This window comes from Myxococcus sp. AB036A, from assembly GCF_006547355.1.
Classification (GTDB): Bacteria; Myxococcota; Myxococcia; order Myxococcales; family Myxococcaceae; genus Myxococcus; species Myxococcus virescens.
In genome coordinates, this window is sequence record NZ_VHLC01000007.1 from 1 (window position 1) to 22448 (window position 22448).

At 69.7% G+C, this 22448-nt stretch carries 20 protein-coding genes; 10 read left to right on the forward strand and 10 right to left on the reverse strand.

Features of this window, described 5'->3' with window-relative positions:
- Nucleotides 1-934, reverse strand: a 934-nt coding sequence (locus tag FL344_RS04505) for a hypothetical protein (RefSeq protein ID WP_141617648.1), incomplete at its 3' end; no start/stop codon positions are given.
- A gap of 285 nt (nt 935-1219) precedes the next feature.
- Between FL344_RS04505 and FL344_RS04510 the strand changes: the two genes are divergently transcribed.
- Complete coding sequence (locus tag FL344_RS04510) at nt 1220-1831, forward strand: hypothetical protein (protein ID WP_141617649.1); 612 nt, start codon at nt 1220-1222, stop codon at nt 1829-1831.
- Nucleotides 1832-1875: 44 nt separating this feature from the next.
- On the opposite strand, the gene FL344_RS04515 is transcribed toward FL344_RS04510, so the two are convergent.
- From FL344_RS04515 to FL344_RS04535, 5 genes are read right to left on the reverse strand one after another with little or no spacing between them, the layout of a single operon-like run.
- The gene (locus tag FL344_RS04515) at nt 1876-3234 is read right to left on the reverse strand and encodes a phosphoenolpyruvate kinase (protein WP_194862988.1); all 1359 of its coding nucleotides are present in this window, start codon (nt 3232-3234) and stop codon (nt 1876-1878) included.
- Nucleotides 3231-5783 carry a M1 family metallopeptidase gene (locus tag FL344_RS04520; protein WP_141617651.1) on the reverse strand — a complete coding sequence of 851 codons (2553 nt, stop codon included), beginning with the start codon at nt 5781-5783 and terminating at the stop codon, nt 3231-3233. The genes FL344_RS04515 and FL344_RS04520 overlap by 4 nt, the downstream gene beginning before the upstream one ends.
- 13 nt (nt 5784-5796) lie before the next feature.
- Nucleotides 5797-6375, reverse strand: a complete 579-nt coding sequence (locus tag FL344_RS04525) for a Wss1p-related putative metallopeptidase (RefSeq protein ID WP_141588102.1) — start codon at nt 6373-6375, stop codon at nt 5797-5799.
- 47 nt (nt 6376-6422) lie between these two features.
- Nucleotides 6423-7013, reverse strand: coding sequence for a hypothetical protein (locus FL344_RS04530; RefSeq protein WP_228564779.1), 591 nt, complete (start codon nt 7011-7013; stop codon nt 6423-6425).
- Nucleotides 7010-7636, reverse strand: a complete 627-nt coding sequence (locus FL344_RS04535; protein ID WP_228557525.1) for a hypothetical protein — start codon at nt 7634-7636, stop codon at nt 7010-7012. Before FL344_RS04535 ends, FL344_RS04530 begins: the two co-directional genes overlap by 4 nt.
- Nucleotides 7637-7799: 163 nt before the next feature.
- Between FL344_RS04535 and FL344_RS04540 the strand changes: the two genes are divergently transcribed.
- Complete coding sequence (locus FL344_RS04540; protein ID WP_141617652.1) at nt 7800-9347, forward strand: DUF2156 domain-containing protein; 1548 nt, start codon at nt 7800-7802, stop codon at nt 9345-9347.
- Nucleotides 9348-9350: 3 nt separating this feature from the next.
- Here the strand turns inward: FL344_RS04540 and FL344_RS04545 are convergent, their stop codons facing one another.
- Complete coding sequence (locus tag FL344_RS04545; protein WP_020477966.1) at nt 9351-9599, reverse strand: hypothetical protein; 249 nt, start codon at nt 9597-9599, stop codon at nt 9351-9353.
- Nucleotides 9600-9806: 207 nt separating this feature from the next.
- Here FL344_RS04545 and FL344_RS04550 point away from each other — a divergent pair, with 207 nt between their 5' ends.
- From FL344_RS04550 to FL344_RS38410, 3 genes are read left to right on the forward strand one after another with little or no spacing between them, the layout of a single operon-like run.
- Entirely contained in the window at nt 9807-11120 is a 1314-nt protein-coding gene (locus tag FL344_RS04550; protein WP_141617653.1) for a cytochrome-c peroxidase, read from the forward strand.
- 11 nt (nt 11121-11131) lie between these two features.
- The gene (locus FL344_RS04555; protein ID WP_141617654.1) at nt 11132-12250 is read left to right on the forward strand and encodes a metallophosphoesterase; all 1119 of its coding nucleotides are present in this window, start codon (nt 11132-11134) and stop codon (nt 12248-12250) included.
- Nucleotides 12251-12276: 26 nt separating this feature from the next.
- Nucleotides 12277-13095, forward strand: coding sequence for a c-type cytochrome (locus tag FL344_RS38410; RefSeq protein ID WP_368667416.1), 819 nt, complete (start codon nt 12277-12279; stop codon nt 13093-13095).
- A gap of 6 nt (nt 13096-13101) precedes the next feature.
- On the opposite strand, the gene FL344_RS04565 is transcribed toward FL344_RS38410, so the two are convergent.
- From FL344_RS04565 to FL344_RS04575, 3 genes are all read right to left on the reverse strand, one after another.
- Entirely contained in the window at nt 13102-14157 is a 1056-nt protein-coding gene (locus FL344_RS04565) for an acyltransferase family protein (RefSeq protein ID WP_228564780.1), read from the reverse strand.
- Between the two features lie 129 nt (nt 14158-14286).
- Nucleotides 14287-15018 carry a 2OG-Fe dioxygenase family protein gene (locus FL344_RS04570; RefSeq protein WP_141617655.1) on the reverse strand — a complete coding sequence of 244 codons (732 nt, stop codon included), beginning with the start codon at nt 15016-15018 and terminating at the stop codon, nt 14287-14289.
- 11 nt (nt 15019-15029) lie between these two features.
- Nucleotides 15030-15290 (reverse strand): hypothetical protein, encoded by a 261-nt coding sequence (locus FL344_RS04575; protein ID WP_141617656.1) that lies wholly within the window; start codon nt 15288-15290, stop codon nt 15030-15032.
- 236 nt (nt 15291-15526) lie between these two features.
- On the opposite strand from FL344_RS04575, the gene FL344_RS04580 reads away from it, so the two are divergent.
- The 5 genes from FL344_RS04580 (at nt 15527) to FL344_RS04600 (ending at nt 22439) form a co-directional block, all read left to right on the forward strand.
- Entirely contained in the window at nt 15527-17614 is a 2088-nt protein-coding gene (locus FL344_RS04580) for a prolyl oligopeptidase family protein (RefSeq protein ID WP_141617657.1), read from the forward strand.
- A 129-nt stretch (nt 17615-17743) separates the two neighbouring features.
- Nucleotides 17744-19144: a 3' terminal RNA ribose 2'-O-methyltransferase Hen1 gene (locus FL344_RS04585; protein WP_141617658.1), complete on the forward strand. Its 1401-nt coding sequence runs from the start codon at nt 17744-17746 to the stop codon at nt 19142-19144.
- On the forward strand, nt 19141-21705 hold the full coding sequence (locus FL344_RS04590) for a polynucleotide kinase-phosphatase (RefSeq protein ID WP_141617659.1): 2565 nt from the start codon (nt 19141-19143) through the stop codon (nt 21703-21705). The genes FL344_RS04585 and FL344_RS04590 overlap by 4 nt, the downstream gene beginning before the upstream one ends.
- 45 nt (nt 21706-21750) lie before the next feature.
- Nucleotides 21751-22206: a hypothetical protein gene (locus FL344_RS04595; RefSeq protein ID WP_228564781.1), complete on the forward strand. Its 456-nt coding sequence runs from the start codon at nt 21751-21753 to the stop codon at nt 22204-22206.
- A 44-nt stretch (nt 22207-22250) separates the two neighbouring features.
- Complete coding sequence (locus tag FL344_RS04600) at nt 22251-22439, forward strand: hypothetical protein (protein ID WP_228564782.1); 189 nt, start codon at nt 22251-22253, stop codon at nt 22437-22439.
- Nucleotides 22440-22448: the final 9 nt, after the last annotated feature.

Sequence of the window (22448 nt, forward strand, 5' to 3'; positions counted from 1 at the left end):
CTCCAGGGCGGGTTCTGGGGCGGCCGTGCTGGCCCTGGGTGAGCCGGTGGAGCACGCCCGCGCGCATCCACACGACGCCGCAGCTCGCGCAGGCGGAGACGGCCGCGCCCCGGAAGAGCATCGTGGACGCGCTTTCGCCACAGGAGGCGCACTTCACGTGCCGCCCCGTCGTCTCCATCGCCGCGGATTCTCCCGGCGGGGGCTGGAGGAGTCGCCTCTCCGTGGGAGAGAGCAGATCGCCTTCGCAGCGACCGCAGTGATGGCCGGGCTGGCCCGCGTCCCGTCGCAGCGGCGCGGGCGCGGGGCACTCTGGACAGTCGAGTCCCGTGTCGGGAGCCGGGGGCGCCTGCTGGAGTGGTGCGGCCGTGTCGTGGCCCTGCGCCACCTCCGGGGGATGGGCCGTGCGCGCAAGCAGCGCCCGAGCGACGGTGCGCAGCGTCAGCCACTGCGCCAGCAGCAGCGCGCCATCCGCGCAGAGCACCACGAGTCCCCAGTCGGGTGTGTCCCTCCGGGCTTCCACCACGAGCGCGAAGGCCACCAGGACGTGGAGCCCGACGATGCCGCGAGCGCCCGCCTTGAAGCCGGCCGCCAGCGGGCCCAGGACGGCCGCCATCAGGGCCATGAGCCGCGGCAGGCCCACGACGGCGTATCCCGGCACGAGCGCCACGGCGATGGCCTGCATCCGGGTGAACACGCGCTGGCCACTGGCTCTCCTCAACACCTCCAGCCAGAGCACGAGCACGGCGGCCCATAGGAGCCAGGGAATCAAGGCCGTGAATGGCGAAACCCGGCGCGGGTCCAGGGGGATGTCCCAGAGCGTGGGCCACAGCACCCAGGCCTGGAGGACGCGAGGAACCTGCAAAGGAAACACGATTTGCAGCAACCGCGCGCCGACGAATGCCGCCTCGACCCCGAGCAGCAACTTCAGCAGCATGGCTGTTTGCTTGAATCGAGGGGTTGAGGGATTGGAAGGTGTGTCTTGAATTGCTTGAATTGGGTCGGGCCCTGACAACATTTCCCCCTCGGGTGGAGCACGCGGACTGTAACCGAAAAGCTTGTCAGGACATGAACCACCTTCAGTCAGGGGGTGTCTCGTTGCCCTCCGAAGTCGTGACATTGACTCGGCAACGCGGGCTACGTATAGGGCTGCGCTCGTTGGACGGCCTGGGGTGGCTGGGGTCAATACGACCCGACTTCAGGGACGAGGGGGAATTCAGGTATGCCATTGCAACTCAATCCCGGTGCTCGGTTGCTCGCACTGAGTGCGCTGCTCCTGGTGAGCCCGGCAGTCAATGCTCAGTCCTATTCGAACGCCCGTCCTCGCGCGGTCGTCCCGTACAAGCAATTGCCCAATCGGGACGTGCAGGTGGGGGACTCCTCGGGTACTTCACGCTCGGCGCTCCCGGCGCGGGGGGCGTTCTGCAAGTCGGTGAAGGGCTTGTTGGGCGCTGCTTCGAACGGCTTTGTTTCCCTGCGAGGGGCCGCGGAGCGGAACTCGACGGACGAAGTCTCCATCTGGAAGTCGAAGCAGGGGCCCCAGGACTTCCGCTGCTTCGTCTACCGGACCCGGACGTTGGGTGACTACGTCTACTGCGTCCAGTCCAACCTGGAGTGTGGAACGCAGCAGGACAGCTTCCACGTCTACTCCGCGTATCTCATGGATTCGTGCAAGCCGACCTGGAGCTGGAATGACTCGCGGGTTCATTCCTACGACCCGCGCCGCATGGTGACGGGGACCAGCGAAGAGGGCATCCGAATCGTCCTGGAGATGTCTCGCTCCAAGGTTTCGTATTCCACGTGCGACCTGACGCTCTCCATCGAACTGCTCTGAGTCACCGGAGGAAGGGCGAGGCACCCTTCCTCCGGACGCTTCCGTCAGGTGGTCCGGGCGCGGCGTGACGCGACGATGTCGCGGAAGGAGCGGCTGCGCAGCTCCTCCAGCGTGAGGCCCGCGGCCAGCACCTCGTCCTGGGTGAGCGCGCCGCAGCTCAGGCCCCGCAGGAAGAAGTTGAGCAGGCCCTGCCCGGTGGCCGCGTCGTCGAAGACGTCTCCCACCAGCGTGGCCTGCGCGGCCTTCTCCATGAAGGCATTGAGCCTGCGCGAGGCCGCGTCCAGCCCCTCCAGGAAGAACGCATACACCGCCGCGTAGCGGACGGGGAGCTGGCCCGGGTGCAAGTCCCACCCCTGGTACCAGCCCCGCTCCAACGAGTGCCGGATGTGCCGGTAGGACAACTGCCAGACCCGGTGAACTGCCTCCATGTTCTCCCGGCGCTCGGTGGGTAGCAGCGGCTCGTCCTGCTTCACCCGGTGCGGTGGCACCGGCATGACGTTGGTGGCGCCATCCGCCAGCCGGATGCCCGTGCCCGCCAGCGACACCTGCACCAAATCCCGCAGGAAGTCGCAGGCCGGGTGTCGCATCGTTTGCGCATGCGCGCTGACGCCCAGCGCGGCGGTGTAGTCGTACACGCCCAGGTGGACGCTGGTGCAGCGGCCCGCGCTCGCGGCCACCAGCGTGGGCAGGTGCAGCCGGCCCTGCTGGTCGAAGAGCGCCTGGGGAGTCTCCACCATCAGCTCGATGCCCACCGTGCCCACCGGCAGCCCGTGCCGCGTCTCCAGCACCTCCAGGACGCGAGCGAGCGCCGCCACCTGCTCCGGCAGCGACACCTTGGGCAGCGTGACGACGAAGCCAGGCGGCAGCTTCCCACCCGAGCGCTCCAGCAGCGTGGTGAGGAACAAATCCAACGTGCGCGTGGCGCGGTCGAACAGCTCCTCGGTGAAGGACTTCACCCGGATGCCGATGAAGGGCGGCAGCAGCTCCTGGGCCAGCCCGCGCGCCATCTCCTCCGCGGCGGACACGGCGTGCCCGTCCTCCTCCGCGTCGGAGCGGTGCCCGTAGCCATCCTCGAAGTCGATGCGCAGGTCCTCCACCGGCTCGTGCTCCAGCTTGGCCACCACGCGCGCGTAGACGCGCTGGGCGAAGCGGCCGCGCTGGGGCAGTCCCAGCCCGTGGGCCAGCACGGGCGCATCCGGTGCGTACGACTTGAGCGTGTTCAGCGCGATGCCGCCCAGCTTCCGGGCCGTCTCCGCCCGGAAGAGGTGCGCGCCGCCGTACACCACGTGCACCGGCTGCCGTTGGGTCGAGTCCCCGGGGTAGGCGCGCTCGAACCCCGCGTTGGCCTGCCGCAGGGCCTCCCGCACCCCCGAGAGGCTCGCTTCTGTCAGCGTCGTCTTCACGGCTGGCGCTTCAACCACGCGGAGACCTCGGGCATGCAGCGCTCACGCAGCGCCACATCCTGGGACAGCCGCTCCAGCGTCTGCGCCGTGGCCTGCTGCGCCTCGGGGATGGGCTGGGCCTTGAGCAGGGCCTGCATCTGCTCCAGGTGCTCGCGCGTGCGCAGCATGCCCATGGCCTCGACGATGCGGCGCAGCAGCATGGGGGCACCGCCGGTGCGGGCCACCACGTCCTTCCATTGCGTGCGCATCTGCGCCCACCACGCGTCACGGCCGACGCGGTTGCCCAGCAGCCCCGCCACGAAGCTGGCCACGTCCTGCGTCTTCACCGTGTCCGTGTAGAGCAGTCCGCGCGCGCGCTCGGTGAGCTCCGGGGCCTCGAAGGCGGTGAGCGCCATGAGGTAGCGGCGCTGCGTGGCCGGGTCGGGCTCGGACGGAATCTTCTGGAGGAAGGTGTCGAAGAGCGCCGCGTCGCCCGCGCGCGCCACCATGCCCACCGCGGCGTCCAGCAGGTTGGGCTCCAGCGCGTCCCGCTGTCCCTGGAGCATGCGCTCCACGCGGGGCCGGGCCTCGGCGAGCGCGTCCTGGCTGCGCGCCAGGCCACCCACCGCGCGCACCAGCGACGCGCGCCGCAGTTTCACCCGGTCCGCCTCGTTCGGCGCGGACTGCCAGCCCAGCTTCTTCAGCCCCGGCCCCAGCAGCTTCTCCACCCACGCGCGGAAGCGGACCTGGTCCTCGCCGTCCGTCAGCCGGCCTTCGATGTAGGCCAGCCGGCCCACCAGCTCGTCCAGGACGGAGTCGTCCTCCTCGTCACCGAAGCGGCCCGTCAGGTCCAGCAGGTCCGCCACCGATGCCTGTCCCGCGCGCACCAGCGCCCACTGGTCCGCCAGCAGGGCGGTGCGCTCGGCGGGGGCCAGCGACTTCAGGTTCGTCGCCAGCTTCTCCAGGCCCGGCTTGTCGTAGGCGACCCGGTAGAAGCCGGTGGAGCCCGCGTTGGCCGTCAGCCACTTCACCGCGCCTTCGCCCTCCAGCTTCACCGTGGCCTGGGCGTCCCGCAGCAGCACGCGCTGCTCGCGCACGCCGGTGCTGTCCTCGTAGCGCAGCACCACCGGCACCGGCCACACCTCAGCGCTCTGCACACCGGGCTCGCTGTAGTAGCGCCGCTGCGACAGCGACAGCCCGCGCCCGTCCAGCGTCGCCGTCACCAACGGGAATCCGCTCTGGCCCACCCAGGCGGTGGCCAGCTCCTCCACCGGCTGCTTCGCGGCGTCGCCCAGCGCGTTCCACAAGTCTTCCTTCACCGCGTTGGCGCGCGCGTGCTTGCGCATGTACTGGCGGATGCCCTCGCGGAAGGGGCCTTCCCCGAGGAAGCCCTCAATCATCCGCAGCACCGCGCCGCCCTTCTCGTACGTAATCGCGTCGAAGCTCTCACCGGCCTCGCCCGCGTTGCGCACCTCGCCGTGGATGGGGTGCGTGGACTTGAGCGCGTCCAGGTGCAGCGCGCTGGCGCGGTGCGCGTCGAAGTCCAGCCACATGCGCCACTCGGGGCGCCACTGGTCCACAATCTTGAAGGCCATCCACGTGGCGAACGCCTCGTTGAGCCACAGGTCGTCCCACCACACCATGGTGACCCAGTTGCCGAACCACTGGTGCGCCAGTTCGTGCGTCACCACCTCCGCCACGCGCTTCTTCACCGACAGCGGCGCGGTGGCCGGGTCCAGCAGCAGCGCCACCTCGCGGTAGGTAATCAGGCCGGCGTTCTCCATGGCGCCGGCCTCGAAGTCGGGGATGCCCACCTGGTCCAGCTTGGTGAAGGCATACGGCAGCCCGAAGTAGTCCTGGAGCCTGGGCAGCACCGCCAGCGCCACGTCCTGGCCAAAGCGCGTCAGGTGCGCCTTCTCCGGCAGCGCCCAGGTCCGCACCGGCACGCCCTGCACGTCCTGCGCGTCCGTGCCCACCAGCGGGCCCACCACCAGGGCGATGAGGTAGCTGCTGAGCACCTCCGTCTCCTGGAACGTCACCGCGCGCAGGTTGCCCTCCTGCGTGTCCTTCACCACCGGGCCGTTGCCCAGCACGGTGAGCCCCGTCGGGACGCGGACGGTGAGGGCCCAGCGCGCCTTGAAGGCGGGCTCGTCGAAGCAGGGGAAGAGTCGGCGCGCGTCGGCGGCCTCGAACTGGGTGGCCGCCACCTTGCCCGCCTGGTACAGGCCGCGCAGCCCCTCCGTGAAGCGCCCCGTCCACGCGACGTCCAGCGACGCGGCGCCCGTGGGCAGCGCTTCATCGAAGCGGAGCACCACCGTCTCGCTCGCCTGCGCGGGCTGGATGGAGGCCGGCTTGCGCTGCTGGCCACCGGCGCGGAACGTCACGTCGCTCAGCTCCAGGGCGATGCCGTGCAGGATGATTTCGTTCGACGGCGCCGCCACGTCCAGGTCGATGGTCTGCTGGCCGGAGAAGGACTTCGCGTCCAGGTCCAGGGTCAGCGTGGCCGCGTAGCGGCGGGGACGGATGGAGGTCGGCAGGCGGAAGTTCTTGTCTTCGGTCGGATGCGCCATAGGGATGCGGAATCTAGCCTCCGCGCCGCCGCCTGCCTGGACTTATGTCAGGGGTGTCCGCAGTCACACCCTTCCTGGCCCCGGAACGCCGGGGCCGGGTTGGGCGGGGCACCAGTTGGTGGAAGAGGCTGGATTCCCGCTGGAAGAAGCCTTCCGTGTGGAAGGAAGCGGGCAGCTCCAGCAGAAGAAAGTCCAGGTGGTGACACAGCTCGTGCAGCAGGGTGCGCAAGTAGGTGCGGAAGGCCACCACCCGCGCGTGCTTCGCGGTCCGCATCCACAGTTGGATGCGAGGGCGACGGCCCCGCTCCAGGGTGTACATGCCGTGCAGCTCGCCGGTGGTGGAGGAGGGGCGGACCTCCAGCACCTCCACCCGCGGCGCGAACAGGTCCAGCCGCTCGCAGAGGGCGTCGCTCAGCCGGGCGGTGGCGTGCTCGGTCTCCGGTTGCCGGCCCGTGGCCAGGGCTTCCCGCAGCGCGGCCACCAGGGGCTCCAGCGTGCGGGGCTCGCGGAGCCGGAGCGCGCTCACCGAATCACTCATCCGGTAGACGCGCTGCTGGGCGGGCGTAAGGTTGTCGTAGTAGGCGAAGGGCACGGGCGAGTCGGTCCAGCCGGAAGCTTCCCACCCGCGCCCTCCACTGGCTACAGGCCGCCGGCCTCCAGTGCGCCGCCCAGCCCGGGGAAGGGCTTGGTGAGCAGGGCCTGGAAGACGATGTCCTCCAGGCGAATCTGCGCCGGGAGCTGGGGCAGGGTGAGGCCGGAGCGGACCACCGTGTTGCTGACGATGACCCAGACGCGCCGCCGGCCGATGGCGTTCTTGAGCGCCGGCGCGTCGATGCGCAGGGGCGTGCGCGAGTCCGGCTGGAAGGTCCGCTCCGCGAGGATTTCCGCCGCCGTGTCGTAGTAGGCCGGCCGGTTGAAGTTCGTGTAGAGCCGCGGGTTGTCCGGCGTGGCGGTCCCCGTGAGTGACAGGCGCGCGGACGTGCGCAGGGTGAGCGTGGGGGAGGGGTTGACCACCACGAGGGTGGCGGAGACTTCGTTGACGATGATGTCCAGGTCCTGCGTGTTGACGGACTCCTCCGGCAGGTCGAGCGCCACCTCCGCGTAGACGGGCTCCAGCAGCGAGGTGACGGGCACCACCTGGTCGAAGGGCTCGGTCTGGATGGCAATCTCCGCCGAGCACGCGGACAGCAGCAGCACGCAGGGAAGCAGCAAGGCGCGCATCATCATCATCGGAAGCTCCAGGACAGGTCGACGACGGGGAGGACGGGCAGGCTCTCTCCCGGCAGGGCCGGGTCGCTCATGTCCACGTAGGTGGCGCCCACGCCCAGGCCAAAGTGCTCGCCGCCGTAGCGGATGCCCGCCGCGGCGCGCAGGGTGGAGCCGCCCTTCACGCGCACGCCCGCCTCGCCCACCACGGACCAGTGGCCCGCGAAGTTGAAGGCCAGCGCGCCGGTGAAGGACAGATAGTCGGACGTGTAGAGGCCGTAGCGCGCCTCGCCCTGCACCAGCACGGGGCCCAGCGAAAGGCCGTAGACGCCATAGAAGGACGGGCCGGACAGCTCGGGCTCGAAGCGCTGGAGCGCCGGTGTGTCCGCCCCCGACGTCACGACGTCCGAATAGACGGAGGCGCCCACGAAGTGCGTGTAGCGCGCGCCCAGCACGACGCGGTGGGGACCGGCGGCCATCGCCCAGCGCAGGCCCACGTTGGGCGCCAGCAAGGCGTTGGCATACATCGACGTGTCCACGGCCAGCCCGGCGAACAGCGGCAGCGCCGTGCGCTGGAGGCCCAGCACCGGCGCGTCGATGACCTCCGCCGCGTCGGTCGTCAGCAGGCGCGCGGTGTTGGTTCGCACACCGCCGTCATCGTGTTCATTGGCGGAAGCCAGACAGGGGGACAACAGGACCGCGAGCGCACAGGCCGCGAGCGAAGGAGGTTTCAATCCACGGGCTCCGGAAGGAGGGAGTGCTCCGCACGTTAGGCTGACTTTCCTCCGGGCCGATTGCCTGCCTGGTCTGATGTGCTGCAACAGCCGTCTGGCGCGTGCTTGTGGTCGGCGAGAAGACCTCGCTCTCATCACGCCTGCTCATGCGAGCCGTGTGAGGGAGTGCGGCGCAGGTCCGGACAGACGGTGTTCTCGTTTGCGGTCCACAGGGTGGGGCACATACCCTCTGTCTCACGTGGAAGGACGTTCCCCAGAGCAGGCCCCGGCCGGCCCGGAGCCACGCGAGCAGGTGCTGGCGTTGCTGCGCCGGTATGGCTGGAACGCCACCTCGTTCCAGGTGCTCCAGCCCGGCTTCCAGTACTGGTTCGACCCGGCGGGCGACGCGTGCGTGGCGTACGTGGACACGGGCGGTGCCTGGGTGGCGGCCGGAGTGCCCATTGCCGCGCCGGAGCGGCTGGCGTCGGTGGCGGAGGGCTTCCGCGTGGCCGCGCGAGCAGTGGACCGGCGCGTGTGCTTCTTCGCCACCGAGCCGCGCTTCATGGAGCTGGCCCCCATGGCGTCGCTGCCCATCGGCGAGCAGCCCGTCTGGGACCCGGTCCACTGGGACGACGTGGTGCGGGGCAGCCGCAGCCTGCGCGAGCAGCTGCGCCGTGCCCGCGCGCGAGGCGTGAAGGTCCGCGAGGTGCCCGTCACGGAGCTGGGGGACCCGTTGCACCCCACGCGGCGAGCGGTGGAGCTGCTGAAGGCACGCTGGCTGGCGTCCCGTCGCATGGCGCCCATGGGCTTCCTGGTCCAGCTTCGTCCGCATGCCTTCGCGAGCGAGCGGTACGCCTTCGTCGCGGAGGTGGAGGGCGAGGTGGTGGGCTTCCTGTCGGTGTCGCCCGTGTATGCCCGCGAAGGCTGGTTCCTCCAGGACCTGCTCCGGGACCCGGAGGCGCCCAATGGCACCGCGGAGGCGCTGGTGGACGCGGCCATGCGCGCGGCGGCCGCCACCGGGCGGCGCTACGTGACGCTGGGACTGGCGCCGCTCGCGGGGCCGGTGCGGCCATGGCTGCGACTGGCGCGGGCGTGCGGCCGGCCGCTCTTCGATTTCGAGGGGCTGCGCACCTTCAAGGGGAAGTTCCGCCCCGACGCCTGGGTGCCCATCCATCTGTCCTATCCCGAGCCCCGGGGCGGGCTGGCGGCGGTGTACGACGCGCTGCGGGCCTTCGCGCAGGGCGGCCTGTTGCGCTTCGGCATCGCCACGCTGCTTCGGCGCCCGCGCCTGCTGGTGCACGCGCTCGCCGTGCTGCTCGTTCCGTGGACCGCGCTGCTGGCGCTGCCCTCCACGGCGCGCTGGTTCCCGTCCGTCCAGGTGCAGTGGGCGTGGGTGGTGTTCGACGTGGGCCTGACGGTGGGACTCTTCTCGTTGGTGCGGCGTTGGCGGGATGCCCTGGCCACGGTGCTGGGCGGGCTGACGGCGGCGGACGCGTGTCTGACGTTCGTCCAGGCCGTCACCTACAACGTGCCGCTCGCCCGGAGCCCGCTGGACGGGGCCCTCATCGCCCTGGCCGTGCTCGCGCCAGCGACGGCGTCCGGGTTGCTCTTCAGCTCCCGCGACCTGCGCCTGCCCGGACGCTAGCCGTCAGATGTACGCGCCGCTGTCGGGCATCTCGTCCTCCGTGGGGACGGTGGCGCCATGGCCGGGGTGGAGGAACACCTCACCATGGTCCACCCGCGCCACCAGGTGGAAGCTCACCATGAAGTCGCGGCTGGGCGGCCAGCCCTGCTCCAGCTCGAAGTGCGTGTCTCCGATATGCACCACCGTGCCGAGCCTCCGCCCGTGCTCGTCCCTCACGGCCATGCCCTCGCGCAACTCACCCGGGTCCCACATGACGCCCTCCTTGGGCGAAAGATGCGCGCGGCCGGGATGTTCGGCAGCCCACGCGAGGCGTCTGCCTTTGCTCCATTGATGGACAGTCTTGCGAACACACCCTGGACCGCGGGGCAGGGGTAATGCTGTTTCCCAGAAAGAGCTGACCCCGGCCGGACGCCGCGACTTCCTCGCGGTGTGGAACGTGGCTGGTGGGGAGGGGAGACCATGCGCCCGCCGTGTGGCGTTGCACTGTCGCTCGCCGTCCTGCTGTTCGCCCAGTCCGGGCAGGCCCAGCCAGCCGAGAGGAAAGCGGTGTCCCTGCCCGCCGACCTGCCGCCGGGCGTGTCCAAGGTCCTGTGGAAGCTGTCCGTCCCAGCCAACCTCGCGCCCACGCCGGAGCGGGTGCTGCTGGGCGAGAAGCTCTTCAACGACCAGCGCCTGTCGGTGGACAACACCGTGTCCTGCGCCACCTGCCACGATGCCCGCTTCGGCTTCACGGACGCGAAGCCGGTGTCGGAGGGCGTGAAGGGGCAGAAGGTGACGCGCAACAGCCCCACCCTCCTCAACGCGCTCTTCAGCGCCTCCCAGTTCTGGGACGGCCGCGCGTCCACGCTGGAGGACCAGGCGAAGCTGCCCATCCTCAACCCGCGGGAGATGGGCATGCCCGACGAGGCGGCGGTGGTGGCCAAGGTGAAGGCCATTCCGGAGTACGTGAGGGACTTCCAGAAGGTCTTCGGCCGCGAGGTGAACTTCGACGACCTGGCGACGGCCATCGCCGCTTTCGAGCGCACGCTGTACTCCGGCAACGCCCGGTTCGACCGCTTCATCACCGGCGACGCGAAGGCGCTCACCGCCGCGGAGCGCCGGGGCTGGGCGCTCTTCAACGGCAAGGCCCGCTGCAATGCCTGCCACGCGGGCAACGTGGTGTCGCCGCTGTTCAGCGACCAGAAGTTCCACAACATCGGCATCGCGGCGCACAAGCAGGACTTCGTGAAGCTCGCTCGCGAGGCCCTGAAGGTGGTCCGCACCGGCGACGAGCAGCAGATTGACGAGCTGGCGCTGGAGACGCGCTTCTCCGAGCTGGGGCGCTTCCTGGTGACGAAGCAGGAGAACGACGTGGGCGCCTTCAAGACGCCCACGCTGCGCAACATCGCCATCACCGGTCCGTACATGCACGACGGCTCCCTGGCGACGCTGTGGGACGTCATGGACCACTACAACAAGGGCGGTGTGCCCAACCCCTACCTGGATGGCGGCATGCAGCGGCTGGGGCTGACGGAGGGGGAGATCGACGACGTGGTGGCCTTCCTGAACACCCTCACCGACGAGCAGTTCGCGAAGTACGCCACCAGGGAGCAGGCCCGGCAGCGCGGACTGAAGAACAAGCGCCCGGAGCGAGACACCGCGGTGGCGATGGGGAAGAAGGGGAATCTGGGAGACCTGGCCCCCAACCCGGACCTGTCGGTGAAGAACCCGGCGGACATCGGTGTGTACGGCACCGAGACGCTCGTGAAGCCCGCCTCGACGTCCAGGCCCTAGGAGACGCCGCCATGGGGAACAAGTTCCGCAGCATCGAGACGAAGCACCACGCAGAGCGCGACGCCTTCTTCGACGACCTCAAGAAGCTGGACCGCCGCGCCTTCCTGCGCGTGGCGGGCATCTCCGCCGGCATCGCCGCGGGCATGGGCCTGCGCACGCCGCACAGCTTCCAGTGGGTCAACGTGGCGGAGGCGCAGGAGACGAAGCCGCGCTTCTCCTTCGCGTATATCTCCGACACGCACCTGTACGAGAAGAAGCTCAACGACCGCTTCGTGCGCGCCATCCTCAAGGCCGTGGATGATGTGAACGGGTTGGATCCGCAGCCGGACTTCGTCCTCTTCGGAGGCGACCTGGCGCAGCTGGGCAAGCCGGGCGAGCTGAAGCTGGGCGCGGAGATTCTGAAGGCCGTGAAGGCGCCCGTGCGGCTGATGGTGGGCGAACACGACTGGTTCCTCGACATGGGCGAGCTGTGGACGGACCTGTTCGGCCCGCCGAACTATTCGTTCGACCACAAGGGCGTGCACTTCGTGGTGCTCAACTCCATCCTGGAGAAGGACTTCTGGACGGAGCGCAAGCTCACGCCCGAGGAGCGGATGCAGATTGTCGCTGGCCTGGACAACGGCATCCAATCCCGTTTCGAGGTCGGCGCGCCGCAGCGCGAGTGGCTGCGTCAGGACCTGGCGAAGGTGAACAAGGCGACGCCCATCATCGTCTTCAGCCACTCGCCGCTCTACAAGTACTACCGGCCCTGGAACTTCTGGACGGACGACGCGGACGAGGTGCAGGCGCTGTTCAAGCCATTCCAGACGGTGACCGTCATTCACGGCCACACGCACCAGCTCCTCAGCAACCGCATTGGCAACATGAGCTTCCACGGCATGTTGTCCACCGCGTGGCCCTGGCCCTACGCGCCGGAGGGCCTGCCGCGGCTGACGGTGCAGATGAACCGCTCCGACCCCTTCAGCCAGTTCGACGGCTGCGGTGACGGGCGGATGGATGTGCTGGAGGCGGGGATGGTGGACAAGCTGTACAACCTCTGGGAGCGCAACCCCATCACCGTGCGCGCGAGCTATCTCGCGTCGGGTGGGAAGCAGGATGTGCCGCCCCGGACCAAGCTGCCGAGCTACTGAGCGCGAGGGACACCATGACCTTCCGGATGAAGCTGCTTGTGGGAACGGGCGCCGTGCTGTCGTTCGTGGGAGGCGCGGCGCTGGCCACCGGCCCCGTGCCGCCGCCGCCGCCGAAAGCGGCCGCCCAGGGCTCCGAGGTGAAGAAGCACGAGTTGCCGGTGCCGAAGGATGGCAACCTCGTGGTGGGCTTGTGTGACGGCGAGACGTCCATGGAGGTGAAGGGCGTCAAGGCCGGCCAGTCCCTGACGCGCGCGCAGGCGCAGCATGTATCGGGCGCGCTGATGGAGGAGTGGCTGCGCAAGAACCCGAACGCCAACTGGGACCCGGCGCCCATGATGGCGCAGGCGCCCGCGCCGGGCTCCACCACGCCGCGCACGCAGCAGCCGCGCACGCCCGCGCCTTCGGCCGGTGAGTCGGTGCGTCCGGGCGGCGTGACATCGGAGAGCGGCGGCTCGCAGGTGAAGAAGCAGATTGCCACGCCCATCCAGGACGGCCACACCTATGGCGCGTTCTCCGACCGGGACGAGGCCATCTGGGCCGCCTCCACGGAGCAGTTCGTGGACGAAGGCCACCGCGTCTTCCATGACGCGCAGGCCATTGGCGGCACGGTGGGCATCTCCTGTGACATGTGCCACCCGGACGCGTCCAACACGCATCCGGAGACGTATCCGAAGTACCAGGTGCAACTGGGCCGCGTGGCGCTGCTGCGCGACATGATCAACTGGTGCATCGAGAACCCGGCGCGCGGCAAGCCGCTGGCGGATGGTGACCCGCGGATGCGCGCCATGGAGGCGTACATCTATGCCAAGCGCAAGGGTGTGAAGCTGGACTACGGGAAGAAGTAGGCCCGCTCAGCGCCCCAGGCCCGGCACGGCGTCACGCTTCCGCTGGAAGAGCCACCGAGGCTCCCACAGCGGGCGCGTGGCCTGGACGACGGAAGGCTGGCTCAGCAGCACCGTGAGCAGCGCCCCCGCTCCCAGCGCGAGGGCGACGCCCACGGGCCCCTGGAGGAACGCGTACGCGCCCACGTGCTCGGCGGCGCGCACGACGAAGCCGTGCAGGAGGAAGGGCGCCAGGCTCCGTCCACCCAGCCGCGTGAGCGCGCTTTCCTGACGCGGGCTGAGCGTGAAGAGTGCCCATGTCAGCGCCAGTGCACCGCAGAAGAGCGCCGCGCGCGCCGCCATGCCCGTGAGCGCTGTGGCACCGAGCACCGCGTAGCCGCTGCTCCCGTAGAGCCACTGCGGCGCGGGCGCGGGCAGTGCTCCCATGGCCACCGCCCCGACGCATGCGCCCAGGCCCACGGCCAGGGACGCCGCGAGCACGAGGCGCCAGCCCCGTGTGTTTCGAGGGGCCAGCAGCCACTCCCTTCGCGTCAGGTGACCGGCGACGAAGCAGGGGAGGAACACGAACGTCCGCGACAGGCCGAACAGGTAGCCCACCCAGGGCAGCAGGCCCGCGACGAGCGCCAGCGCCACGGCCCACATCAGCGGCTTGGGCAGGCGGAGGAGCAGGGGCAGCATCAGCCGCCAGCACCCGAGGCTCAGCAGGAACCACAGCAGCCAGTACGGCTGCACCAGCCAGTGGGAGCTCCAGCCCCGGCCGAGCACCCACGCGTCGAAGGCGACGTACAGCACCTGGAACACGGCCAGCGGCGCGAGCTGCCCCCAGGCGACGGCGCTCAGCGCGCGTGGCCCGCTGTCCGCGCGGGACAGGTGCCCGGAGAGGAACGCGAAGGCGGGGATGTGGAACAGGTACAGGCCGGAGTAGAGCGCCTTCGCGAGCGGCTCCCGGCCAAGCAGGGGCTCGAGCGCATGCCCCATCACCACCAGGGTGATGAGGATGCCTCGCACGTTCTCGAACAGCGGGATGCGGCCAGCGGTCGTCACAACCTCAGTAGAGAAGCCCATCTCGAGGCTGAATGGGAGGGGGGCGCTCCGTTTCGGCACACGCACCCCGCTCGCCCGCGCGCGTGTGTCAGGCAAGCACGCGGACCGGAGATGCAAGTGTCCTGGAGCGAGCAGCGGCGCTCCCGGGCGCTACTCGGGGCCCTGGAACCCCCCGGCCCGGAACGTGAGGACCAGCGTGTCCCGGTGGCCGGTGTCTCCCTGCGGTTGGATGGGCGTGCTCTCGTGAATCACGCGCGCATCATCCAGCAGCAGCGCGGACCAGGGCTCCGTCAGCGTGAAGCGCAGGCCGTTGGGACCGTCGGCTTCGAAGACGCGCGTCTCACCGCCCTTGATGCCCTCGCGGCCTACGAGCAGCACCGCCACGAAGTCCACGCCGTCCCGGTGCGCGCCCTCGGGGGTGGGCCGGCCGATGCCGTCGGTGGTGTCGATGCGGAACTGGTGGGCCTCGACGTACCAGGGGCGCTCGCCCTTGAGCTGGGAGCAGCACGCGGCGATGCCTCGAATCAGCCCCGCCCACACCGGCTGGGACACGATGTCGGGCTGCACGGGCTCGAACCAGCGCTCCATGCCGCCGTGAAGCGCGTTGTATTCCACCGGCTGCCAGTGTGCGCGGTGAGGCACCTGTGTCACCGAGTTGCCGTCCACGATGAAGCAGGAGTGCCGTCGTGAGCGGTAGCGGCCACCATCCCGGAGGAAGCCATCCAGCGGCAGCTCATTCCAGGACGGCCGGAGTGCGTCCAGCGCGGGCGAGTCGATGCCCGCGAGCTCGCAGAGGCCGTCGCGGGTGAGCACGGCGTAGCCATGCTCGCTGAGGGCCGTGGGGACTTCGGACGTGGGGGTGACGGGGGGCTGGAAGCTCATGGGCGTCGGACTCAGTGAGACGGGCCCGCGGAGGCGGGGAGGGGCTGGGGGAAGGGAGCCGGAGGCGTGCGTTTCAAGGCCTCGCGGAAGTCGCTGTCCCGGGCGGGGACGCACACGGTGAAGCCATCCACCACGCCGCAGGTGACGCGGTCGCCCAGGCGCTGGAAGCGCAGCAGCGTGGGGCCTCCTCCCGCCGCGAGGAACCACCGCACTTCGCGCGCCGCGCCCACCCAGGGCCAGAGCCGCTCCCCCTTGTCGCTGGGTCCTGTCATCACCACCTGCTTCCACTCCTGAGGTCACCACGCGCGGAGCCGGCCGTTCCGGGGGGCGTATGTGGCGGGACCCATACTCCCTTGCAGGCCATCACCGCCAGTCCCGATGCGATGCACGCGCGACGGGCGCTCGCGGCCCCGCCAGCACGGCCGCCGTGGCACAGGCGTCAAGGTCGGGGGAATGAGCGGCGGCTCGGCCTGTTGGGGGGCCACCTCGGGCATCGGGAGATGAGGACATGAGAAGGGCATACGTGGCGTCGTTGCTGACCGGGCTGTTGACCTCCTCCGTGGCGACGGCCGAGGCCCCACCCCAGGACCCCTTCCTGTGGCTCGAGGAGGTCCAGGGCGAGAAGGCGCTCGAATGGGTTCGCGCGCAGAACGCGCGGACGCTCGCGTTGTTGGAGAAGGACCCGCGCTTCGAGACCTTCCACGCCCAGGCGCTGGAGCTGCTCACCTCCACCGACCGCATTCCCTCGCCCGGCTTTCGGGCTGGTGGTGTGGACAACTTCTGGCAGGACCGCGGCAACCCCCGAGGCATCTGGCGGCACACCTCGCTGGACGGCTACACGCGCGCCCAGACACCGTGGGAGACGGTGCTGGACGTGGACGCGCTGGCGAAGGCCGAGAAGGCCAACTGGATTTGGAAGGGCAGCAACTGCCTGCCTCCCGCGGACCAGCGCTGCCTCGTCTCCCTGTCCAACGGAGGCAAGGACGCCGTCGAACTGCGCGAGTTCGACGCCGCCGCGAAGCACTTCGTGGAAGGCGGTTTCCGGGTCCCGGAGGGCAAGCTGTCCGCGTCCTGGCTGGACTCGGACACGCTGCTGGTGGGGCGCGATTGGGGCGGGGACACGCTCACGGAGTCGGGCTATCCCTTCGTGCTCAAACGTTGGACGCGTGGCACGCCGCTGACGGAGGCGCAGGAAGCCTTCCGGGGTGAGCGCACCGACGTCTCCGCGTCTCCCTTCCTGTTGCGGGACGCGGACGGCGCGTTGCAGGCGGTGCTGGTCAACCGCGCGGTGACCTTCTTCGAGTCGGAGTACTACCTGCTGGGAGACTCGGAGCCCGTGCGGCTCCCGTTTCCCCGGAAGTCCTCCCTCCAGGCCTTCGTGGACGGGCAGGTCGTCTTCACGATTGAAGAGGACTGGGGCCGCTTCAAGCAGGGCGCACTGCTGGCATACCCGTTGGCCGCGCTGAAGGCAGACCCGGCGAAGGCGAAGCCCACGCTGCTCTTCCAGCCGGGAGCGCGTCAGGCCATCGAATCGGTGGCGGCGACGCGGGGCCAGGTGCTGGTGAGCCTCTATGAGGACGTGAAGGGCGCGCTGGATGTCTACACGCCGGGGAAGAACCGTTGGAGCCGCAAGCGGCTGGCGCTGCCGAAGAACGCCTCGGTCGCCATCACCGCGACGTCGTCATCGCATGACCGCTTCTTCGTGAAGTCCCAGGGCTTCCTCGCGCCGACGTCGCTGTGGCTGGCGGATGCGAAGGCGGGCACGGTGAAGAAGGTGAAGTCGCTGCCCGCGCGCTTCGATGCCTCGAAGCTCCAGGTGGACCAGTCCTGGGCGAAGTCGAAGGACGGCACCCGGATTCCGTACTTCCTGGTGCGGCCGAAGGCGCGGAAGCTCGACGGCACGCTGCCGACGCTGGTGTATGGCTATGGCGGCTTCCAGGTGTCCAAGCCGCCCGTCTACCTGCCGGAGGAGGGCAAGTTGTGGATGGAGCGTGGCGGGGCCTACGTCGTCGCCAACATCCGGGGCGGAGGCGAGTTCGGTCCGCGCTGGCACCAGGCGGCCCTGGGGGAGCACCGCCAGCGCGCGTTCGACGACTTCGCGGCGGTGATGGAAGACCTGGTGCGGAGGAAGGTCAGCTCCCCGCGCCACCTGGGCATCTATGGCCGCTCCAACGGCGGTGTCCTCACCAGCGTGGCGATGACGCAGCGCCCGGACCTGTTCAACGCGGCCGTCATCGAAAGCCCGCTCATCGACATGATGCGCTACCACCTGCTGCCAGCGGGCGCGTCGTGGGTGGGGGAGTTCGGCAACCCGGAGGTGCCCGGGGACGCGGCGTTCATCTCGAAGTACTCCGCGTACCAGAACCTCCGCGAGGGCGTGCGCTACCCCGCGCCGTACATCACCACGAACACGAAGGATGACCGCGTCCACCCGGGCCACGCGCGGAAGTTCGCGGCGCGCCTGGAGGCCATGGGGCTGCCGTACCTGTATTACGAGAACACCGACGGCGGGCACTCCAACGACGCGGACCCGTTGCTCAACGCGCGCCGGTGGGCACTGCACCACGTCTACCTGTCGCGGCAGTTGATGGACTGAACGCCCGGGGTCATGCGGCCGGGTAGGCCCATGCTGTCAGGAACGTCCGGAACCCCTGGTCTTCACCGCGCTACATTCCCGCGTCATGGAAAACCTCCCTGACGCCGTGGAACCGAAGCTGGGAAGGCCATGCTGCTGACGCTCTCGACGACGCATCATCCCGCGACCGACCTCGGGTACCTGCTCCACAAGAACCCGCACCGCCCGCAGTCCTTCGAGCTGTCCTTCGGACACGCGCACGTCTTCTATCCCGAGGCGACGGAGGCGCGCACCACGGTGGCGTTGCTGCTGGAGGTCGACCCCGTCGGGCTCGTCAGAGAGCGTCGCGGACCTTCGGGCGAAGGCGGTGTGCTGGAGCAGTACGTGAATGACCGGCCCTACGTGGCCTCGTCGTTCCTGAGCGTCGCGCTCGCACGCACCTTCCGCAACGCGATGTCAGGCAGCAGCAAGGAGCGGCCGGACCTGGCCGGGCAGCCGCTTCCGCTGGTGGCCCGCCTCTCCGTGCTTCCTTGTCGCGGTGGCGAGCCCTTCCTGCGGAAACTCTTCGAGCCTCTGGGCTACACCGTCACCGCCACGCGGCATGCGCTGGACGAGACAGTCCCAGACTGGGGCCACAGCCGCTACTTCACCGTCACGCTGGAGGCCCACACGCGCCTGAGCGACCTGCTCACGCACCTCTACGTGCTGATTCCCGTGCTGGATGACGACAAGCACTACTGGGTGGGCGACGAGGAGGTGGAGAAGCTCCTGCGGCACGGGGAGGGCTGGCTGGCGGCGCACCCGGAGCGGGACATCATCACCCGGCGCTACCTGCGTCACCGCAAGAGCCTCGCGCGCGAAGCGCTGGAGCGGCTCTCCGGTGACGAAGCACCCGAGCCGGAGGAGGGGACGCAGACGCGCAATCAGGAGGAAGCCGCGCTCGAGTCGCGGCTGAGTCTCAACGAGCAGCGACTCCAGGCGGTGGTCGCCGTCCTCAAGGAGAGCGGTGCCACGCGCGTGGTGGACCTGGGCTGCGGCGAGGGCAAGCTGCTCCGGGCCCTGCTCAAGGAGCGGCAGTTCACCGACATCCTCGGCATGGACGTGTCCTTCCGTTCGCTGGAGATTGCCCGGGACCGGCTGGACCTGGACCGGATGCCGGAGCTTCAGCGCCGCCGGATACAGTTGCTTCACGGCTCCCTCATGTACCGGGACGCGCGGCTGGCTGGGTACGAGGCCGCCTCCGTCATCGAGGTCATCGAGCACCTGGACGCGCCGCGCCTCGCGGCCTTCGAGCGCGTCCTCTTCGAGTCCGCCCGGCCCAACGTGGTGGCGCTCACCACGCCCAACGCCGAATACAACGTGCGCTTCGAGTCGCTCCCCGCGGGCACCTTCCGTCACCGCGACCACCGCTTCGAGTGGACCCGGGCCGAGTTCGAATCCTGGGCCCAAGGCATCTGCGAGCGCTTTGGCTACAGCGTTCGTTTCCTCCCCGTGGGTCCCCTGGACCTGGACGTCGGTGCGCCGACCCAGATGGCGGTGTTCGCGCGATGAAGCTCACGATTCCTGAACTCTCCCTGGTCCTGCTCATCGGTCCTTCCGGCGCGGGCAAGTCCACCTTCGCGCGCCGGCACTTCAAGCCGACCGAGGTCCTGTCGTCGGACACCTACCGGGGCATCGTCTCCGACGACGAGAACAGCATGGAGGCCACGAAGGACGCGTTCGAGACGCTGCGCTTCGTCGCGGCCAAGCGGCTGGCGCGGGGGCTGCTCACCGTCATCGACGCGACCAGCGTGCAGCCAGAGGCGCGCAAGCCCCTGGTGGAGCTCGCGCGCGAGTTCCACGTGCTGCCAGTGGCGGTGGTGCTCGACGTCCCCGAGAAGACGTGCCAGGAGCGCAACCGCCAGCGGCCTGACCGGGCCTTCGGTGCTCACGTGGTGCGCAACCAGCTCCAGCAGATGCACCGCTCGCTGCGAGGGCTGGAGCGCGAGGGCTTTCGCCACGTTCACGTGCTGAAGCCGGAGGTGCTGGAGGCCATCGAGTTCGTGCGGCAGCCGCTGTGGAACAACCGCAAGCACGAGCACGGGCCCTTCGACATCATCGGCGACGTCCATGGGTGCCGGGAGGAGCTGGAGGCGCTGCTGGGCAAGCTGGGCTACGAGGTGCGTCCACGCGCGGATGGGACGCCAGGGTTCGACGTGCGTCCGCCCGAGGGCCGCAAGGCCATCTTCGTGGGAGACCTGGTGGACCGGGGGCCGGATACCCCGGGTGTGCTCCGGCTCGTCATGGACATGGTGGCGGCGGGCAGCGCGCTGTGCGTCCCGGGCAATCACGAAGTGAAGCTGATGCGCAAGCTGCGCGGCCGGGATGTGAAGGTGTCCCACGGGCTTGCCCAGTCGCTGGAGCAGCTCGAGCGCGAGCCGCCTGAGTTTCACAAGGCGGTGGTGGATTTCATCGATGGGCTCGTCTCGCACTACGTCCTCGACGAGGGGCGGCTGGTGGTGGCGCACGCGGGCCTCAAGGCGTCCATGCAGGGCCGTGGTTCTGGCCGGGTGCGTGAGTTCGCCCTGTACGGGGAGACGACGGGCGAGACGGACGAGTTCGGTCTGCCCGTGCGCTTCAACTGGGCCGCGGAGTACCGGGGCAAGGCGGCGGTGGTGTACGGGCACACGCCGGTGCTGGAGGCGGACTGGCTCAACAACACGCTCTGCGTGGACACGGGCTGCGTGTATGGCGGCAAGCTGACGGCGCTGCGTTATCCGGAGAGAGAGCTCGTCTCGGTGCCCGCGGCGCGGGCCTACGCGGAGTCCATCCGGCCGCTGGGCGGTGCCGTCACGCCAGGGGGCGGGCTGAGCGCGCAGCAGGTGCATGACGACCTGCTGGACATCGACGATGTGCGGGGCAAGCGCGTGGTGACGACGCGGCTGAGCCAGAACGTGACGGTGCGAGAGGAGAACGCCACGGCGGCGCTGGAGGCGATGAGCCGGTTCGCCATCGACCCGAAGTGGCTCATCTACCTGCCGCCGACGATGTCTCCCTCGGAGACGAGCAAGGCGCCGGGCTATCTCGAGCACCCGGCGGAGGCGTTCGCCTACTACCGCAAGGAGGGGGTGGCGAAGGTCGTGTGCGAGGAGAAGCACATGGGCTCGCGCGCGGTGGTCGTGGTCGCCCGCGATGAGGCCGCGGCGCGGCGACGCTTCGGCGTCACGACGGGCGAGCTGGGCGTCTGCTACACGCGCACAGGACGTCGCTTCTTCTCGGACACAGGGCTCGAAGCAGCGTTCCTCGAACGGGTGCGCGCGGCGCTTACCGCGTCGGGTTTCTGGGAGGCGCACCAGACGGACTGGGCGTGCCTCGACGGGGAGCTGATGCCCTGGTCCTTCAAGGCCCAGGAGTTGCTGCGCGACCAATACGCGTCGGTGGGGGCGGCTTCACGCGCGGCGCTCACGGACGTGGTGTCGGTGCTGGAGCAGGCGGTGGGGCGCGGGCTGGAAGTAGGGGCGCTGGCCGCACGCTTCGGCGAGAAGGCGCGCAGCGTGGAGCGGTACGTGGAGGCATACCGGCGCTACTGCTGGCCCGTGCATTCGCTGGAGGACGTGCGGTTCGCCCCGTTCCACCTTCTGGCGACGGAAGGGGTGGCGCACATGGACAAGGACCATGTGTGGCACATGGAGACGCTCGCCCGGGTGTGCCAGGTGGATGCGACATTGCTGGTGGCGACGCCGTTCCGGGTGGTGGCGCTGGAGGATGAAGCCGCGGTGGCGGAGGGCGTGCGCTGGTGGGAGGAGCTCACGGCGCGAGGAGGCGAGGGCATGGTGGTCAAGCCGCTCGACTTCGCGGTGCGTGGGCGCAAGGGGCTGCTCCAGCCGGCCATCAAGTCACGAGGTCCGGAGTACCTGCGCATCATCTACGGCCCGGAGTACACCGCTCCCGCGAACCTGGAGCGGCTGCGGCAGCGGGGCCTGTCCACGAAGCGCTCCCTGTCGCTGCGTGAGTTCGCGCTCGGGGTCGAAGGCCTGGAGCGGTTCGCGCGAGGCGAGCCGCTGCGCCGCGTACACGAGTGTGTCTTTGGCGTCCTCGCCTTGGAGAGTGAGCCGGTGGACCCTCGGCTTTGATGTAGGCTCGGGGCGGGAGCGACAGTCGCCACTGGAGGGATGTGGATGAACTTCTATGACGAGCCATCCCCGTTCCTCTGGTGGGAGTCCAACCTGTGGTGGGTGCTCGCGCTGGCGATGTCCGCCGGGCTGGGCGTGTGGTGCTGGCTGCTGTGGGGGCCGCGCCAGGCGGGAGATGTCCTGCGGGTAGCGCCTGCGTCTGGCGTTGGCCGTCTCCCGCGGGTGTTGGATTCCGTCGCGTGGCTCGTGATGGCGGCTGCTTTCATGGGCCCCATGGCGTTCGTCACATCCTGGCTGGTGGCGACCGACTCGCTCGTTCCTCACTGTGAGGTGATGGAGGGGCAGCCATCGTTCTCATTCTTCATCCGGTGGCCTTGGTTCGGATTGGCCCTGGTGGCGCTCGTGGGCGGCATTGCCTATGCGCGCTGGTCTCAGTCGCCCAGGGATGCGCGGGACGTGCTCCTGGCCCGGCTCCCGCCAGATGTCTGCAAGGAAGTCTGAGCGGTGCTGACCCGCGTGCGGGACAAGCCTGCGAGGACTCGAGCGTGACGGCTTCGCGTCGCGCACCGTCACGCCGACCGTGCCGCCGCGCGTTGACGGCGCTGGGCCAGGAACGGATGGAGCCCATCGACATGCTGGCGGCCTGGGCACTGCGCCGCCGGGAGGCGGTGACGCAGGCCCGCGCCGCGTATGACGCTCGCGAGGAGCCTCCTACGCCGCGCGAGCCGCGCTGAAGTCCGTGG

Bases quoted from the DNA above. Each gene is read 5' to 3' on its own strand.
- FL344_RS04510 (WP_141617649.1), top strand. From the start codon at position 1,220: ATGCCATTGCAACTCAATCCCGGTGCTCGGTTGCTCGCACTGAGTGCG.
- FL344_RS04520 (WP_141617651.1), bottom strand. From the start codon at position 5,783: ATGGCGCATCCGACCGAAGACAAGAACTTCCGCCTGCCGACCTCCATC.
- FL344_RS04530 (WP_228564779.1), bottom strand. From the start codon at position 7,013: ATGATGATGATGCGCGCCTTGCTGCTTCCCTGCGTGCTGCTGCTGTCC.
- FL344_RS04540 (WP_141617652.1), top strand. From the start codon at position 7,800: ATGTGCTGCAACAGCCGTCTGGCGCGTGCTTGTGGTCGGCGAGAAGAC.
- FL344_RS04545 (WP_020477966.1), bottom strand. From the start codon at position 9,599: ATGTGGGACCCGGGTGAGTTGCGCGAGGGCATGGCCGTGAGGGACGAG.
- FL344_RS04550 (WP_141617653.1), top strand. From the start codon at position 9,807: ATGCGCCCGCCGTGTGGCGTTGCACTGTCGCTCGCCGTCCTGCTGTTC.
- FL344_RS04555 (WP_141617654.1), top strand. From the start codon at position 11,132: ATGGGGAACAAGTTCCGCAGCATCGAGACGAAGCACCACGCAGAGCGC.
- FL344_RS38410 (WP_368667416.1), top strand. From the start codon at position 12,277: ATGAAGCTGCTTGTGGGAACGGGCGCCGTGCTGTCGTTCGTGGGAGGC.
- FL344_RS04565 (WP_228564780.1), bottom strand. From the start codon at position 14,157: ATGGGCTTCTCTACTGAGGTTGTGACGACCGCTGGCCGCATCCCGCTG.
- FL344_RS04570 (WP_141617655.1), bottom strand. From the start codon at position 15,018: ATGAGCTTCCAGCCCCCCGTCACCCCCACGTCCGAAGTCCCCACGGCC.
- FL344_RS04575 (WP_141617656.1), bottom strand. From the start codon at position 15,290: ATGACAGGACCCAGCGACAAGGGGGAGCGGCTCTGGCCCTGGGTGGGC.
- FL344_RS04580 (WP_141617657.1), top strand. From the start codon at position 15,527: ATGAGAAGGGCATACGTGGCGTCGTTGCTGACCGGGCTGTTGACCTCC.
- FL344_RS04585 (WP_141617658.1), top strand. From the start codon at position 17,744: ATGCTGCTGACGCTCTCGACGACGCATCATCCCGCGACCGACCTCGGG.
- FL344_RS04590 (WP_141617659.1), top strand. From the start codon at position 19,141: ATGAAGCTCACGATTCCTGAACTCTCCCTGGTCCTGCTCATCGGTCCT.
- FL344_RS04595 (WP_228564781.1), top strand. From the start codon at position 21,751: ATGAACTTCTATGACGAGCCATCCCCGTTCCTCTGGTGGGAGTCCAAC.